Raw genomic sequence first — 16,031 nt, 5'->3', positions numbered from 1 at the left:
GACATTGTTGACTGGTGATTTGACCCCATGCGGCCATCCGGACGCCTCCCCGAGCAAATGCGCGAAGTGACCCTCGAGCGCAACGTTGCGCCCAAGGCCGAGGGCAGCTGCCTCGTGAGCTTTGGCTCGACCAAGGTGTTCGTCACCGCATCGGTTGAAACGACACTTCCCTCGTGGCGCCGCAGCTCGGGCATGGGCTGGGTCACCGCCGAATACGGCATGCTGCCGCGCGCCACCGGCTCGCGCACCAAGCGCGAAGCGGCGAGCGGCAAGCAATCGGGCCGTACCCAGGAAATCCAGCGCCTCATCGGCCGCTCGCTCCGCGCCGTGGTCGACATGCAGGCGTTGGGCGAAAACCAGATTACCCTCGATTGCGATGTGCTCGAAGCCGATGGCGGCACCCGCACCGCCTCGATTACCGGCGCCTATATCGCGCTCGCGGACGCTATCAAGTGGCTGGAGGCGCGTGGGCTGACCAAGGGCAAGGTGCTGCGCGACTCGGTTGCGGCGGTCTCCTGCGGCATTTATCGCGGCGCTCCGGTGCTCGATCTCGATTACCTCGAGGACGTCGAGGCCCACACCGACGCCAATTTTGTCATGACCGGCGGCGGCCAGTTCGTTGAAATCCAGGGCACCGCCGAACAGGTGCCGTTCAGCCGTGACGAGCTCAACAGCCTGATGGGGCTCGCGGAAAGCGGTATTGCCGAGTTGACCCGCCTGCAGCTGGCGGCATTGGCATAATGGCGGCTCCGCTCACATTGCGGCGTGGCGACCGACTGGTGCTGGCCACCCACAATGCGGGCAAGCTCGCCGAATTCAAGCAGTTGCTCGCGCCCTTCGGCCTCGAGCTGGTCTCTGCCGGGGAGCTCGGGCTGCCTGAGCCGGAAGAAACCGGCACGACCTTTGTCGAGAACGCGCGGATCAAGGCGCGCGCCGCCGCCGCCGCCTCAAACAACATCGCACTGGCTGACGATTCTGGCCTCGCGGTAGATGCCATCGGCGGGCGCCCGGGTGTCTATACCGCCAACTGGGCCATGTCCGGCACCGTGCGCGACTACGGCATCGGCATGCGCCGGGTCGAGGATTCGCTACAGGCCGCAGGCGCCACGACCCCCAAGGACCGGCGCGGCTCGTTCAATGCCACGCTCTGCCTCGCCCACCCAGATGGCCGCGAAGTGGTTTACGAGGGCAAAGTTGAGGGCACGCTGGTCTGGCCGCCGCGCGGCGACAAGGGCTTTGGGTTCGACCCGAGTTTCATGCCCGATGGCTATGACCTGACCTTCGGCGAAATGAGTTCGGACGAAAAGCACTCGTGGTCGCCCGGCAAGACCGGCCTCAGCCATCGCGCGCGGGCCTTTGCCAAATTCGTCGAAGACGCGCTGGGAGGTGGGGTTGAGCACTGAGAGCCTCGGTCACAACTCTGTCGATGCGCGCTCGAACGGCCTGTTCGGCGTCTATGTGCACTGGCCCTTCTGCGCCGCCAAGTGCCCCTATTGCGACTTCAACTCGCACGTTCATCGCGGCGCCTTCGACGAAGCGCACTATGTCGAGGCCTATGCGCAGGAACTGGCGCATTTTGCCAAGCACACGCAGGGCCGCGTTGTGCAGTCGGTGTTCTTTGGCGGCGGCACGCCCTCGCTGATGGATCCGCGCTCGGTCGGCGGCATTCTCGATGCCATTGCTAAGCACTGGATCGTCGACCCCAAGGCCGAAATCACGCTCGAAGCCAACCCGACCTCGGTCGAGGCCGACCGCTTCCGCGGCTACCGCGCTGCAGGCGTCAACCGCGTCTCGCTCGGTGTGCAGTCCTTGCGCGAAGGGCCGCTGGCCGAACTGGGCAGGAAGCACACAGTTGACGAGGCGATCGCCGCGGTGCGGCTGGCGCAGTCGATCTTTCCGCGCACCAGTTTCGATCTCATCTATGCCCGGCCGCGCCAGACACTCGACGAATGGCAGGACGAGCTGACGGAGGCGCTGTGGATCGCGCAGGGGCACCTGTCGCTCTATCAGCTCACCATCGAGATGGGGACGCGCTATTACGACCTGTTCCGGGCCGGTAAGCTCAAGATGCCCGACGAGGATTTGAGCGCCGATTTCTACGAGATGACGCAGGAAATGACCCAGAAGGCGGGCCTCCCCGCCTATGAGATTTCCAACCATGCGCGCCCCGGCCAGGAAAGCCGGCACAACCTGATCTACTGGCGCTACGGCGAATATGTCGGCGTCGGGCCGGGGGCCCATGGCCGCCTGCTGATCAACAACCAGCGCCACGCTACGGCCACCGAAAAGCTGCCCTTCGAGTGGGAAAAGCGGGTGCACGCCCGCGGCCATGGCATGGTCACGGACGATGTGCTGACCTGGGAAGAAGAAGGCGACGAACTGCTGGTGATGGGCCTGCGCCTCCGCGAAGGCATCGACCCCGCCCGCTTTGCCAAGCTCTCGGGCCGCAAGATCTCGGATCGGCAGATCAACGAGCTCAAGGCCATCGGCTTTGTCGAAACGCTGCCCAACGGCTTTATCCGTGTGACCGACAAGGGCTGGCCGGTGCTCGATGCAGTCGTGGCCGACCTCGCCGCCTAGTTGAGGCCCACCAGCCGCCTGAGCCGCGCCACAAGGCCGTGGCGCGCGATCCAGTCCGCATAGGCGACATAGTCGGGATCCTCTCGCATGTGCTGTTCCTCGGTGAGCGCACGCAGCCAGTAGATGGCGGTGAGGGCCGCTGGCGCGAGCCATTGCGCCGGCCCCAGCGAGACGTGCGCCGCCGGCAGGAAGATGAAGGTGAGGATCCAGGCGTTGCCAGCATGGGCGAAGTAGGCCGGATGCTTCATCCAGCGATAGGGTCCGGCACTGATCAGCCCGCGATTGCTGAGGTTGCAGAAGCGCAACCCGAAGCTGACCGTGGCCGAGACGAACAGCACCAGCAACGCCAGCAAAGCGATAGCGCCCGTGACCATCAGCAGATCGAAACGGACATCGGCTGGCCAGGTCATCTCCTTGGCGAGGATGGCATCGAGATCGGGCAGGTGGACGACGATCGGCCCGTAGCAGACGACGCAGACCAGCCAGCCCAATAGCCGGGTCTGGGTCGAGCGGATGGTGGAAACGAGGCTGTTCGAGGCCATCAGATAGCCGCTGAGGCCGAAACAGAGGTCGACCGTGTAGGCGAACGCGACCGCAAGGGCCAACCATGCCAGCGGGGATGACACCGGGTTGGCATAGGTGAAGCTCAGCATGGCGATAAGGCTGATCGCGTAGAGCGGGATGAAAAATGCCTTCAGCCCCCAAAGGCGGGCGGGGGCAGCCAAGGCCCGAAACTTCTCCCAGTCGCGCGACAGGATCGCCTGACCCAGCGTCGACGGAAAACCACCGGCAATGCTGCCATTCCGCCGCAGTTCCAGTCCCACCCGGATCAGGAAGGCAGGTGCCGCGACCAGCCAGGCCATGCCCCAGACGACGAGGCCAGTATGCTGGCCGTGGATCAGCAGGAACGGCAAGGTACCGAGCGCAAACCCCAGGACCCAGACGAGCGGGGTCGAGGGACCTTTGGTGCGGTCCCCAGGGGCGTGGCGCGCCAGTTCTCGCACCAGCATCGGCAAGGCTGTCGCCAGAACGAGCAGCCAGGCAGCTACCGGCAGCGGCGGCCGGGTCAGGTAGACCAGTAACCACACTGCCGATACCGAGCCTAGCCCGATCAGCCCGTCTGTGATCGGCACGGCTGAGCGCGGCGGCGCTTCAGCCCCGGCTTGGCGCGCGGGGCCGAGGTCGGCGAGGGGGCGGGCTTGGGTTTCGGCGAGGCTCATCAGGCCAGTATAAGGGCCTCCGGTTCAGAGACACTTAAGCGGCAGGACTGCATTGCATCGGCTCTCGTAAACCGCTTTACTAACTCGATCACAGCTCCCCCGGATAGTACCTCGATGACCCAGCCTGATGACCTGATCCTCAATCCCGAGGATGAAGTTGCCATTCGCCAGAACCTGACTCTGGTCGCCTTGGGCAAGCGCCCCGCCGATCTTGCGATCGAAGTCGGGCGGCTGCTGTCGGTGCATTCGCGGCACTGGCTCGTGGATCAGGAGATCATCGTTTCGGGCCGCCGCATCGCCTATGTCGGCCCGCGCGGCAGCTACAAGGGCGCAGTCGCCGGACGGGTGAGCTACCCCCATCTTTCGGCCGTGCCCGGCTTCGGCGAAGTGCACAAGCACATTGAATCGACGCATATTACCCCGGAGTTCGAAGCGGCGCTGGTGATCCCGCGCGGCAATACCTGGACCTGCGAAGCGAGCCACGAGTTCGCCAACGTCAACGGCCCTAAAAATCAGGAGTTCTGGCAGACGGCGCGGCTCGCTGGGTCGCCGCTGAAGGTCTTCATCCAGCCCGGCTCGGCCGTGCCGCCGAGCGCCTGGGAGGAATCGGGCGGCTATTACGGCTATGAGGAGCAGATCGCCTTCCTCGAAAACGACATGGGCACGGTCAGCCTCGACGAGGTGATGGACTGGCCCTCGGTCTGGAACCCGGACAACCCCGGCTATATCCGCATGTGGGGCATGATCGGCGCCACCATGGAAAAGCGTGGCGTCGTCGAAGGTCACGGTTCGGGGCTTATCGACCCGCACGACCTCAGCGCCTTTGCCGCCGCCGGCATTTCGTCCGACCACGAAGTCTGGGCCTTGCAGGAAGCCTGGGAACGGTTGAGCCGGGGCATTTTCACCGAGCTTCGCCCATTCTCCTATGACGTCATACTTCCCGGCCTCATCGGAAAGCTCGAGGACTGGTCGAACGTCGCCTTCACGACCGACGACCGCTCGGCTTCCGAAACGCTGGAGCTTGGCGCCTCGGACTACAACGTGCGCCACGCCATCCACTATGGCCTCGCGCCCGAAATCGCCATTCAGTGCGCCACCATCAACCCGGCGCGCCATATGCGGATCGACCAGTGGGTGGGCTCGATCACTCCGGGACGCTATGCCGACATAGTACTGCTCGACGACGTTCAGACACTCTCAATCGCCCATGTCTATGCCGATGGAAAGCTCGCCTCGAACGGCAAGCAGTTCGTCGGCACGGCTCCCGCGATCGACTGGCCCGACTGGGCGCGGAAGACCATGAATGTCGGGCGCCGTCTGCATGCCGCCGATTTCGCCATTGCCGCTGAGCCGGGCCGCGCCACCATGACCGCCGCCGTGTTGCGGCCCTTCCATTGGACCGACGATTATTTTGTCGAGGAATTGCCGGTGGTAGACGGCGAGGTGCAGCGCGATGCCGCCCGGCTGATCACCAAATGGGCGGTGATCGATCGGTATCGGGGCGACGGGGCGTTGTCGAAAATGTTCTGGACCGGATGCGGCCCAGCAGATCCGGAGACGGCGATTGCCTGTTCGGTGGCCCATGACAGCCACAATGTGTGGTCGGTCGGCTCGTCCGACGCGGCGATGGCGCTGGCGGTGAACCGGCTGCAGGAGATCGATGGCGGCTGGGTGTTGGTGCACCGGGGCGAAGTGGTCGCCGAAGTGCGTTTTGAGATCGGCGGGCTGATGACGGCGCGCCCTGCCGAGGCCTTCGATGTCGAAATGCAGGCCTTCTATCGGGCCGCCGAAAAGATCGAGTGGATGTACAAGCCGTCGGACCTCAACCTCTGGAAGCCCGGTTTCCCCGAATTCCTCAAGTTTGCGACCCTCACCTGCAGCCCCTGGCGCTGGGTGTTGGTGGCGCCCAGCGCGGCGGCGCCAGAAGGCTTCGTCAACGTGCAGACCGGCGAGCAGCACAAGGTCGTCTGGTGACGGCGGCAGATTGGCGCGGGCATCCGGTCCGCGGCACCTTCGTCCACGCCCCGGAGGCCGGGGCGATCGAGGTGCTGGATGACGCTATCCTGCTGATCGGCAGCGACGGCGGGATCGAGATCGTGGCGCGAGCGGGTGAAACAGAGCACGCGGCGCTCGCGGCGCGGTCGGACCTCATCGCGCTTGCGCCGGACCGGATTGTCATTCCCGGCTTTGTCGATCTCCATGTCCACGCCCCGCAATATCCGCAGCTTGGCGCGGCGCTGGATGTGCCGCTTGAGGTCTGGCTGGGCAAATACACCTTCCCGCTCGAAGCGAGCTATGCGGACCTCGACCTGGCGCGCGAGCGCTACGAGGTGCTGGTGGCGGACCTTCTCGCCAACGGCACAACCACCGCGCTTTACTTCGCCACGGTACATCGCGCGGCAACTGAGGCGCTGGCGGAAATCTGCCTGAGGCAGGGTCAGCGGGCGCTGGTGGGAAAGGTCGTGATGGATGATCCGGATGCGTGTCCGGACTATTATCGCGATGCCTCCGCCGCGGAAGCGGTGAGCGAAACGCGCGCCTTCATCGCGCATGTGCGGGCCATGCCCGGCAATGACCGGGTGCTGCCGGTGATCACCCCACGCTTCATTCCGTCCTGCACTGATGAGGCGCTGGCGGGGCTGGGGCAACTGGCGGCTGAATGCGATTGCCACGTGCAGACCCATTGCTCGGAGAGCGACTGGGCGCATGGCTATGCGATTGATCGCTTTGGCAAAACCGATACGGCAGCGCTCGATGGCTTTGGGCTCCTGCGCCGCAAGACCATCCTCGCGCACTCGGTGTTCCTGACCGACGCCGATATGGCGACGGTCAAGGCGCGGGGCGCCGGGGTGGCGCATTGCGCGCTCTCCAACATGTACTTCGCCAATGCGGTGTTCCCGCTGCGCCGGGCGCTGGAGCGGGGGCTCCATGTCGGGCTTGGCACCGATATTTCGGGCGGGCCGGGGGGATCGATGCTGGAGGCGTGCCGCGCGACGGCGCAAGCCTCGCGGATGCTGGAAGACGGGGTCAACCCGGACCTGCCGGCGGCGGAGCGAGGGGTGCCGCACTCGCGGATCGACATGCTGACCGCGTTCCACCTCGCGACCGCCGGCGGCGGTGTGGCGCTGGACCTGCCTGTTGGGCTGTTCCGGCCTGGCTATCAGTGCGATGCGGTGGTGATTGATCCGGGAGTGGCGCAGGGGACAGTCCGGCTGTTTGCCGCCAAGGCTACGGAAAGTCTGGAGAAAATCCTCTATACCGCCTCGCGCCCCAACCTTGCTGCGGTTTATGTGAGTGGCGCGCAGGTCGCCTGACAGGAGTGAGTAATGCCCAAAGCCGTGTACCTTGCCGGGCCGGAGGTCTTTCTCTCCAACGCCCGTGAAATCCTCAACGCCAAGATCGTGCTGACGCGTGAAGCGGGGTTGATCCCGATCTCGCCGGGCGACCTTGAGTTCCCCAAGACCGACAGCAAATGGGAGCTTGGGCTCGCAATCAGCCACATCGATGAACAGCTTATGAACAGCGCTGACGCGATTATTGCCAACCTGACGCCGTTTCGCGGGCTGGCCGCGGATACCGGCACCTGTTTCGAGCTCGGCTACATGTGCGCACAGGGGAAAGATGTCTTCGCCTACACCAATGTGAAGGCCGACCACGGCGAGCGGACCAGGGACTATTTCGGCGGCGTCTGGTCGACTGATGCCAACGGCCTGCCGCGCGGTCCCGACGGCATGCTGATCGAGGATTTGGGCTTCATCGACAACCTGATGCTGCATGGCGGCGTGGTGCGCCGCGGCGGCACCGTGAGCATCGGCGATGCACCCGCCGATGCGCTGTTCACCGACCTGACGGCGTTCAAAGAAGTACTAGCGGTCGCCGCCGGAAAGCTGAGGTAATTTGTCGCCATTTTCCGTTGTGTGGCCGGATTATCACGCCAGAGAAACAAATAATCACGAGCGTCGAACACAAATAGCTCATTAAGTGCGGAATCGTTACATTTGCACCAGTTGGGAAAACTGGGGGCCTCCATGAAACGTCTGTCTTTGGCAGCTTTGACGCTTGCCGCGATGAGCAGCACCGCATTTGCGGCTGACTTGATGATTGATTCCGGTGTGGTTGAAGCGCCTGCGGCGGCGGCCTCAACCCTCTCAGGTGACTTCGAAGGCTATGTCGGCGGGCTGAGCCTGACGGATGCCGACGAGACCTACTCATTCAACGGCTACCTGCTCGGCGGCGCTGCGCGCGTCAATGCCTGGCTGAGTGACCAGGTGTCGGCGCAGTTCGACCTCAGCGGCGAAATGCTCAACGGCGGCGATCCGGACGGCGAGTCATCCGATTATTCGGTGCTCGAGGCAGCAGCGCACGTCAACTGGCGGACCAGCGACCTGCTACTGGGCGTGTTTGGCTCGGTCGGCGCCATGAGCGACAGCGACTACGCGGCGCTCGGGGATGGCAGCTTCGCCACCATCGGTGGTGAAGCGATGAGCACCATGGACAAGATCCAGCTCTATGGTCAGGTCGGCTACACCAAGGGCTTCGGCGACGTCGATGACGTGTCGGCGCTCTATGCGCGCGGCGAGATCCGCTACTTCGTCAATCCCAACATGATGCTGTCCGCCGATATCGGAGTGGCACGGGTGGATTACGGCAAGAGTGACCAGATCGACGCCGTGAAGTGGGGCGCCAAGGCGGAATACCGCTTCGACGATTCACCGATCTCGATCTACGCGGCCTATCAGGGTAACTACCAGACCGAGAGCGACGAGGACGAGGAATGGACGGTGCATACCGCGCTGGTGGGTATCAAGTTCAACTTCGGCAGCGATACGCTTGAAGACGCCGCCAAATCCGGCGCGACCTTGCACGACTACAACCCGATCACCGGCTACGAGCACCTGCGCTACGTCGAGTGGGAATGATCGCGACGCGAAACGGCGAATAGTCAAAAGGCCCGGATGGTTTCATCCGGGCCTTCTTCTTTGTCAGTTAGGCTAGCCTACTTCACGCCCCTCAGCGCCAGGGCCCGCTGGGCCCGGATCGAGAACAGCACCAGGGCGAGGATGGTGACGACGAACGGGATCATGCGGACGAGTTCTGCCGGGAACCAGGAAAAGAGGCCGGGCAGCACCACCGCCAGTGCTTCGAAGGTGCCGAACAGCAGCGCCGCGAGGAGCGCGCCGACAGGGTGACGGGCACCCAGCAGCACTGCGCCCAGCGCGATGAAGCCGCGGCCGGCGGTCATGTCGCGGGTGAAGCCGACATAGTTGAACATCGCCAGCTGCGCGCCGCCCATCCCGGCAAGGGCGCCTGAGACGATGAGGCTCCAGGTGCGGACCTTGGCGACCGGGATGCCGGCGGCTTCGGGCGCCGCTGGATACTCACCGACGCCGCGCAGCCACAGGCCCCAGGGCGTGCGGTAGAGGAAGTACCAGATCGCAAACACCAGCAGCGCCGCGACCCAGCTGAGGATCGAATGGCCCGAAAGAAATGCGGTGAGCACCGGGCCGACCACCGGGATGGTGCTCAGAAAGCTGAGGTCGAGCGCCGGGATCGCCTGCGACTGCAGATTGATCGAGGTGCCCTTGTCGCCGCCCGTGGCGATGGAGAGGGCGAACACGGTGCCGCCGGCAGCGAGGATGTTGATGGCAAAGCCGACAAGGATGATGTCGGCCCTGAGCCGATAGGCAAAGAACGCCATCACCAGCCCGAGCAGCGCGCCGACGCCGAGCCCGGCAACGACCGCCACATACCAGGGCGCATAGACTGAAACGACCACTGCGGTGAGGCACCCGATCAGCATCATGCCTTCGAGCGCCACGTTGAGCGCACCCGAAAGGTCCGCGACGAGGCCACCCAACGTTGCGAGCAGCAACGGCGTGGTGGTGCGGATGATGGTGACAAAAAAGGTCGCGGAAAAGACCGTGATCAGCATTTCCATCATTTGGCGGCACTCCCCTGAGCGGCGGCAATCGGGGCCGGGGCACGCTTGAACCACCTGGTGATGAAGTTGAGCGAGAAGGTCGAGGAGACCAAGAGGATGATGATGGCGGTGACAACGCCGATCACCTCAGCGGGGACGTCGGTGCGGATATTCATCAGCGCCGCGCCCTGACGGAGATAGGCGTAAAAGATCGCGACGACCGGCACGGCGAGCGGCCGGGCGCGGGCGACGATGGCGACGAGAATGCCCTCGAAGGCGAGGCCGCCCTCGAACTGCACGGTCAGCTTGCCCCAGGTCTGGCCCTGAACGAACATGGCGCCCAAGAGCCCACCGAGCGCGCCCGAGGCGGTCATCGCCGAGACCATGATGAAGGTCGACTTGATGCCCGCATATTCGGCGAACTTTGCGTTATGCCCGACGAGCCGGAGTTTCAGCCCCCAGCTGGTGCGATAGAGCGCGAACCAGACCAGCACCACCGCGACGATGGCAAAGATCAGGCCGAGGTCGATGCGGGTGCCCGCGACGAGCGGTTGGAAGACCGCGGCCTTGGGAAAATCGATGGTGGTCAAGACGCCCGGCTGCGGCTTGGGCAGCGAGGCGCGGACGAGGAAATTGCAGAGTTCGATGGCGATATAGTTGAGCATCAGCGAGGAAACGATCTCGTTGGCGCCGAGCCGCGCCTTGGCAATGCCGGGAATGAATCCGTAGAAGGCGCCGGCGGCCATCGCGGCCAGCACACCCAGCGCCAGCCCGAACGGGGTATCACCGAGCGGCGAGAGCACGACGTAGGACGAGGCCAGCGCCCCGATATAGACCTGACCCTGGACGCCCATGGCGAACTGCCGGGCCTGGAACACGAGACTAAAGGCGAGCCCTGTGACGGTGAGCTTGGCGATATCGTCAACCCAGAGCCCGATCGTGCGGGTCTTGGCGGCGGGCGCAGTGAAGAGCTGCGTCAAGGCGTCGAGTGGCGCCTTGGAGGTGAGAAAGACGATGATCGTGGTGACGGCAAGCGCGATCAGCAGCGCGCCGACGGCGCGGATCACTTCGCTTTGAATCGCCTTTAGGCGTGACGCGCGATCGATGGAAGGGACATTGCTCATTTGAGGGCCAGCTTCATTTCTTCGGGCGTCTGCGTCGAGAGCCCGAGCATGTACGTGCCGAGCGTTTCAGGCGTCAGATCGGGGGTATTGAGGAAGGCAGCGACGATCCTGCCGCGGTAGAGCACCAGCAGGCGATCCGAGAGCGCGAGGAGCTCGGAGAGGTCAGCTGAGCTCAGAAGCACAGCCGCGCCCGCATCGCGCGTATCGGTAATGGTGCGCCAGATGAACTGGGTGGCGCCGAGGTCGACACCGCGCGTCGGCTGGTTGACCAGCAGCAGCCGGGGCTGCTCGCTCAACTCGCGCGCCACCACCACCTTCTGCATGTTGCCACCCGAAAGCGTCCCCACCGCATAGCCTGGCCCGCCGACGCGGATCGAGAAGCGCTCGATGAGCTTTACCGCATTGGCCTTGATCGCCTTGAGGTCGAGCAGACCTCGCCGCACGTAGCGCGGATCGTTGAGCCGCGTCGCGACGATGTTTTCAGCAACGCTGGCGCCGGTGGCGAGGCCGGAGGCGATACGATCTTCGGGGATCGAGGCAAGGCCGCGCCCGCGCCGCTCGAGGACGCTGAGGCTCGCGACATTCTCGTTGGCGATCTTGATGGTGCCGCCGGCGATCGACCGGAGCCCGGCAACCGCCTCGATCAGCTCGGCCTGGCCGTTGCCTTCGACGCCCACCAGCCCGACGATCTCGCCGGCGTGGACGTTGAGATCGAGCCCCGCGACGATTTCTGTGCCGCGCGCATTGACGACGCGGAGGTCGCGCACCTCGGCGACCAGCTCACTTTGGTCGGTTGGCTTGCGGTCCACCCGCAGGATCACCTCGCGGCCGACCATCAGGGCCGCAAGGCTCTGCTCGGTGACGTCGCTGGTTTTCACCTGCCCGACGGTCTTGCCCTGCCGCATGACGGTGATGCGATCGGAAATCTGCAGCACTTCGGGCAGCTTGTGGGCGATGAAGATCACGGTCTTGCCCTGCGCCACCAGGGAGCGGATGGCGACGAACAGCTCCTGCACTTCCTGCGGCGCCAAGACGGCCGTGGGCTCGTCGAGGATCAGCACGCGGGCGTTGCGGTAGAGCGCCTTCAGGATTTCGACGCGCTGCTGCTGGCCGACGGGGAGGGTGCCGACGGGCGGCAGCGGATCGACCTTCAGGCGGAATTTGTCGCTCAGCGCCTGCACTTCGGCAATGGCGCGCTTGCGGTCAAAGGTGATGCCGTTGCGCGGCTCCGAACCCATGACCACGTTTTCATAGACGGAAAAACTCGGAACCAGCGAGAAGTGCTGGAACACCATGCCGATGCCGGCTTCGATGGCCTGGCGCGGGCTTGGGAAACTCACCGGCTTGCCGTCAAGGAGCAAGGTGCCCGCATTGGGTTGTTCGATACCGAACAGGATCTTCATCAGGGTGGATTTGCCCGCGCCGTTCTCGCCGACCACGGCATGAACTTCGCCCGGCTCAATGACGAGATTGACCCCATCATTTGCCACTACACCGCCGGGATAGGTCTTGCCGATCCCGATTGCTTCCAGAAGCGCCATGCTGCCCCGCTGCACTTTTCTTGTTTTTGCGAACCGTGAACCACTGCCCAAATCTGGCAACGTCGCGGCCTCCGGTATCGCCCTCAACCGGTCCCCGCCGGAGAAGGTGTCCGGGACGGAGAGGGGGTGACAGCAAACGCCATAACCCCCTCCACCGCCTTCGGCGGTCCCCCTCCCCCGCCGCGCGGGGGAGGATTAAGGCCGTTACTTCATGTCAGAGGTGACGGCGATTTCGCCCGAGATGATCTTGGCCTCGAGGCCATCGACTTCGGTACGGACGTCAGCCGGGACCAGCTTTTCGTAGTAAGCGTTCTTGGCAATGCCAACGGCGCCTTCCTTGATGCCGAGCAGTTCGCGCGAACCGTACGGAGCCGTGCCATCGAGCGTGCCCTGGAGCGCGAGATAGAGCGAGTGACCGACCTTCTTGAGGACCGAGGTGAAGATCACGTCGGCCTGGGCCGCGTCGCTATCGGCAAAGATCGTGGCCTGGTCGCTGTCGACGCCGACGGCGAGCTTGCCCGAGTCCTTGACGGCCTGCAGCGCGCCGATGCCGGTACCGCCGGCGATCGGGAACACCACGTCAGCGCCCTGGTTGATCTGGGCGAGCGCGATTTCCTTGCCCTTGGCAGGGTCGTTGAACGAGCCGGCAACGGCGTTGAGGATGTTCACGCTGGCGTTCGCTGCCTTGGCGCCCTGGTCAAAGCCGGTCTTGAAGTCGGTGACGGTCGGGAATTCCATGCCGATGATGGTGCCGAGCGTCCCGGTCTTCGAGATCTTGGCAGCAGCGTAGCCGGCGAGATAGCCAGCAGCAGCAGTGGTGTACTGCACGCCGAGGACGTTCTTGCACTCGCACTTGGAATAATCCGGCGCGTCATCGAAATCGATGAACTTGACGTCGGGGTACTGCGGGGAGAGTTCGGTGATGTAGCCGGTCATATCGAAAGTGCCGGCGATGATCACGTCATAGCCCGAGTCAGCGGCATCGGCGAGGCCGGCCTGCCACTTGGAGCGATCGTAACCGAGTTCGATGATCTTGACCGAGACCGGCAGATCGGCTTCGGCCTGCTTCATGCCGGTGGCGGCATCGTCGAAGAAGCTCTTGTCGCCGAGCGTGCCGTGGAGAACCAGCGCCACCTTGAGCGGGTTGTCCTTGGTGTAGTCGGCGGCGTAGGTGGCGGGGATCGCCACGGCGGTCATGCTGGTGGCGAGCAGGAAACCTGCTGCGACCTTGGTGAAACCGGAAATAAGGGACATGCGCACTCCTGTTGTTTAGTTTGTCTGCTTGTTGGGTGTGTAGGCGGCCGATACGGCGTAGAGGGCGTCGACCTTGGCGACGTCGACTTCCTCGACGAACGTAATCTTGGGGGTTCCGAGGCGGCCTGAGGGATCGACCAGCGTCATTCCGCGGGTGAGGCCAGGGGCCAGCTCCACGCTCGATGAGGCAAAAGTCGATTTGGTCACCATCGAAGGATCGAGCACCACGGCAGCGGCCAGCGGGTCGACATAAAGGAAGCGGTCGGGATTACCGCGGCTGACGCTGTTGTTGCGGGCGTGAGCGGCGAGCGCCACGTTGAACTCGCGGAGCGGCGATGCCGCGATGCCTGCATAGAGCGCATCGACGCGCTCGCCTTCCATATAGTGGGTGAGACAGGGCTCCCAGGGGATGACCACTGTTTCGACACCGCAGGTAAAGACGATATGTCCGGCTTCAGGGTCGGCATAGATGTTGAATTCGGCTGCCGGCGTGGTGTTGCCGCGGCCATAGACATTGCCGCCCATGATGGTGAGCGTGCCAATGCCATCGACGATCGACGGGTCGATGCGGAGCGCCAGCGCCAGGTTGGTGAGCGGCCCGATCATCAGGATATCGGCCTTTTCGCCCTTTTGGGCAGCGGCCTTGAAGGTGCGGATCAGGACATTGACGGCGTCATCGGAGACCGGCAGCTCCTGCGTCGCGGGGCGCGGGGCGCCGCCGAGGCCATCATCGCCATGCACATATTTGGCATCGATCACCGGCTGGGTCAGCGGCCGGTCAGCGCCGCGATGGACGGGGATCGAGACGCCGAGCTGGGCGCAGACGGCGAGCAGGTTGGTCGTCGCCTGGTCGCGGCCGACATTGCCGAACACCGTGGTGATGAGGTCGGGAACGAGCCCGTTCGCCACGAGAAGAATCAGCGCCTGTGCGTCGTCGACGCCGCCGTCGCTGTCAAAAATGAAAAACCGTTTGCTCAAGTCAGGCTACTTCTTTCGTCTTTTTGGCTTCGGCGACACGGCGCCAGAAGTCCTGATAGGTCGCCGAGTACTCGCGGCGGATCGCGTCGTAGGGGCGCCGCATCAGCTGCCGGTCGCGGACCAGCATTTCGCCCCCGACCCACAGATGCCGCGTATCGCGCCCGCTGCCTGAGTAAATCAGGAGTGTCTCCGGATCGGGAGTCTCAGAATAGCCCGGACCCGAAAAATCGAACGCCACGATATCTGCGGCCTTGCCGGCCTCGAGACTGCCGATTTCATGATCGAGCCCCAGCGCCTTGGCGCCCTCGATGGTCGCCATGCGAATGAGGTCCTGGCTCGAGAGCGGCTGCGCCCGGCGCTCGCGGTGGCTGGCCACGAGGCCGGCGACGCGCATTTCGGCGACCATGTCATAGGAATTGTTGGCCGCGACATTGTCGGTGCCGAGCGCCACGGTGACGCCCGCAGCGCGCAACTCCACCACCGGGCAGATGCCCTCGCGGCCCGAGCGAAGCCCGGCCGAGGCATTGTGGGAGATGGACGCGTTCGGTGCGCGCGCGAACACCGCAATGTCCTCGGCAGAAAGGTCGAGGCAGTGTGCGGCGTGGATACGGCCGTTGAAAAAGCCGATCTTTTCGAGCGCGACGCTGGCAGTGGTGCCGTAGCGGCTGAGCGTTTCCTCGTTGTCTTCCGGCCCGCAGGCCATGTGGAGGTGGAGTCCGACGCCATATTCGTTGGCGACCTTCACCTCTTCGACCAGAAGGTCCTCGGTATTGTCGACATAGGGGGCGTGGGGGCCGAACCAGGGGATGACGCGGCCATCGGCGCTGCGCTGCTGGGCGAGGAAGGCGGTGGCCTTAGCCAATTCTTCCTTGCCGCGCTGTTCGTCGCCCAGTTGCACGATGCCATAGGCGATGACGGCGCGAAGACCGGACTGCTTGACGGCGCCGGCGATCTCTTCGGCAAAGAAATACTGGTCGCAGAAGGTCGTGGTGCCCGAAAGCGCCATTTCGGCGGCAGAGAGCGCCACGGCGGGAGCGATGTCGGAGGCAATGAGGGAGAGTTCGGGCTCGCGGATCGAGTTGTACCAGCCGTCCATCGTGAGAAGGCTCTGGCCTTCGGAGCGGCCGCGGAACAGCACCATCACCGAATGGGTGTGGGCGTTGACGAGGCCGGGCATCGCGAGGTGGCCGGGAAGGTGGAGAACCTCATCGAAACCGGAGGTATCAGGCCGAGTGGATTGGGGTCCGACGCCGTCGATTCGGCCATCGCGGATGGCGACCCAGCCATCCGTGTGCACGGTGTTTTCGGCATCCACGGTAAGGACAGTCGCCCCGTGGATAAGCGTTGAACCCATTTGACCCCCGTCCGGTAAACCGGTTTACATTGCAATGTAACGACACTCGGACAACGATTG

The 16,031-nt window shown here is 64.3% G+C and carries 14 protein-coding genes; 7 read left to right on the top strand and 7 right to left on the bottom strand.

The window, feature by feature from the left end; all coding sequences use genetic code 11:
• Positions 1 to 27: 27 nt before the first annotated feature.
• Genes rph through hemW form a run of 3 tightly spaced genes read left to right on the top strand, consistent with a single transcriptional unit; the run spans position 28 to position 2,580 of the window.
• Positions 28 to 741 carry a ribonuclease PH gene (gene rph / locus ACO06J_RS16160; protein ID WP_421761741.1) on the top strand — a complete coding sequence of 238 codons (714 nt, stop codon included), beginning with the start codon at positions 28 to 30 and terminating at the stop codon, positions 739 to 741.
• A complete protein-coding gene (rdgB, locus tag ACO06J_RS16155) occupies positions 741 to 1,403 on the top strand; it encodes an RdgB/HAM1 family non-canonical purine NTP pyrophosphatase (RefSeq protein ID WP_421761740.1) in 663 nt (220 codons plus the stop codon). The genes rph and rdgB overlap by 1 nt, the downstream gene beginning before the upstream one ends.
• Positions 1,393 to 2,580, top strand: coding sequence for a radical SAM family heme chaperone HemW (gene hemW, locus ACO06J_RS16150; protein ID WP_421761739.1), 1,188 nt, complete (start codon positions 1,393 to 1,395; stop codon positions 2,578 to 2,580). The genes rdgB and hemW overlap by 11 nt, the downstream gene beginning before the upstream one ends.
• Here hemW and ACO06J_RS16145 read toward each other — a convergent pair.
• The gene (locus tag ACO06J_RS16145) at positions 2,577 to 3,800 is read right to left on the bottom strand and encodes an isoprenylcysteine carboxylmethyltransferase family protein (RefSeq protein WP_421761738.1); all 1,224 of its coding nucleotides are present in this window, start codon (positions 3,798 to 3,800) and stop codon (positions 2,577 to 2,579) included. The genes hemW and ACO06J_RS16145 overlap by 4 nt on opposite strands.
• A 114-nt stretch (positions 3,801 to 3,914) precedes the next feature.
• On the opposite strand from ACO06J_RS16145, the gene ACO06J_RS16140 reads away from it, so the two are divergent.
• The 4 genes from ACO06J_RS16140 to ACO06J_RS16125 all read left to right on the top strand — a co-directional run bounded on the left by ACO06J_RS16140 (position 3,915) and on the right by ACO06J_RS16125 (position 8,719).
• On the top strand, positions 3,915 to 5,774 hold the full coding sequence (locus ACO06J_RS16140) for an adenine deaminase (protein ID WP_421761737.1): 1,860 nt from the start codon (positions 3,915 to 3,917) through the stop codon (positions 5,772 to 5,774).
• Positions 5,771 to 7,114, top strand: coding sequence for a guanine deaminase (gene guaD / locus ACO06J_RS16135; RefSeq protein WP_421761736.1), 1,344 nt, complete (start codon positions 5,771 to 5,773; stop codon positions 7,112 to 7,114). The genes ACO06J_RS16140 and guaD overlap by 4 nt, the downstream gene beginning before the upstream one ends.
• 12 nt (positions 7,115 to 7,126) lie before the next feature.
• The gene (locus ACO06J_RS16130; protein WP_421761735.1) at positions 7,127 to 7,696 is read left to right on the top strand and encodes a nucleoside 2-deoxyribosyltransferase; all 570 of its coding nucleotides are present in this window, start codon (positions 7,127 to 7,129) and stop codon (positions 7,694 to 7,696) included.
• Positions 7,697 to 7,828: 132 nt separating this feature from the next.
• Positions 7,829 to 8,719 (top strand): hypothetical protein, encoded by an 891-nt coding sequence (locus ACO06J_RS16125; RefSeq protein WP_421761734.1) that lies wholly within the window; start codon positions 7,829 to 7,831, stop codon positions 8,717 to 8,719.
• Between the two features lie 77 nt (positions 8,720 to 8,796).
• Here ACO06J_RS16125 and ACO06J_RS16120 read toward each other — a convergent pair whose 3' ends face one another.
• From ACO06J_RS16120 to ACO06J_RS16095, 6 genes are all read right to left on the bottom strand, one after another.
• Complete coding sequence (locus ACO06J_RS16120; protein ID WP_421761733.1) at positions 8,797 to 9,741, bottom strand: ABC transporter permease; 945 nt, start codon at positions 9,739 to 9,741, stop codon at positions 8,797 to 8,799.
• Positions 9,738 to 10,844 carry an ABC transporter permease gene (locus ACO06J_RS16115; RefSeq protein WP_421761732.1) on the bottom strand — a complete coding sequence of 369 codons (1,107 nt, stop codon included), beginning with the start codon at positions 10,842 to 10,844 and terminating at the stop codon, positions 9,738 to 9,740. Before ACO06J_RS16115 ends, ACO06J_RS16120 begins: the two co-directional genes overlap by 4 nt.
• The gene (locus ACO06J_RS16110; RefSeq protein WP_421761731.1) at positions 10,841 to 12,385 is read right to left on the bottom strand and encodes an ABC transporter ATP-binding protein; all 1,545 of its coding nucleotides are present in this window, start codon (positions 12,383 to 12,385) and stop codon (positions 10,841 to 10,843) included. The genes ACO06J_RS16115 and ACO06J_RS16110 overlap by 4 nt, the downstream gene beginning before the upstream one ends.
• A gap of 204 nt (positions 12,386 to 12,589) precedes the next feature.
• Complete coding sequence (locus ACO06J_RS16105) at positions 12,590 to 13,639, bottom strand: BMP family lipoprotein (RefSeq protein ID WP_421761730.1); 1,050 nt, start codon at positions 13,637 to 13,639, stop codon at positions 12,590 to 12,592.
• 15 nt (positions 13,640 to 13,654) lie between these two features.
• Entirely contained in the window at positions 13,655 to 14,617 is a 963-nt protein-coding gene (locus tag ACO06J_RS16100) for a nucleoside hydrolase (protein WP_421761729.1), read from the bottom strand.
• Position 14,618: 1 nt separating this feature from the next.
• On the bottom strand, positions 14,619 to 15,971 hold the full coding sequence (locus ACO06J_RS16095; protein ID WP_421761728.1) for an amidohydrolase family protein: 1,353 nt from the start codon (positions 15,969 to 15,971) through the stop codon (positions 14,619 to 14,621).
• Between the last annotated feature and the right edge of the window lie 60 nt (positions 15,972 to 16,031).

It is taken from the genome of Devosia sp., assembly GCF_965229025.1.
Taxonomy (GTDB): Bacteria; Pseudomonadota; Alphaproteobacteria; order Rhizobiales; family Devosiaceae; genus Devosia_A.
Note: the sequence above shows the minus strand (reverse complement) of the source record. Positions and strands in the feature narration are given on the sequence as shown.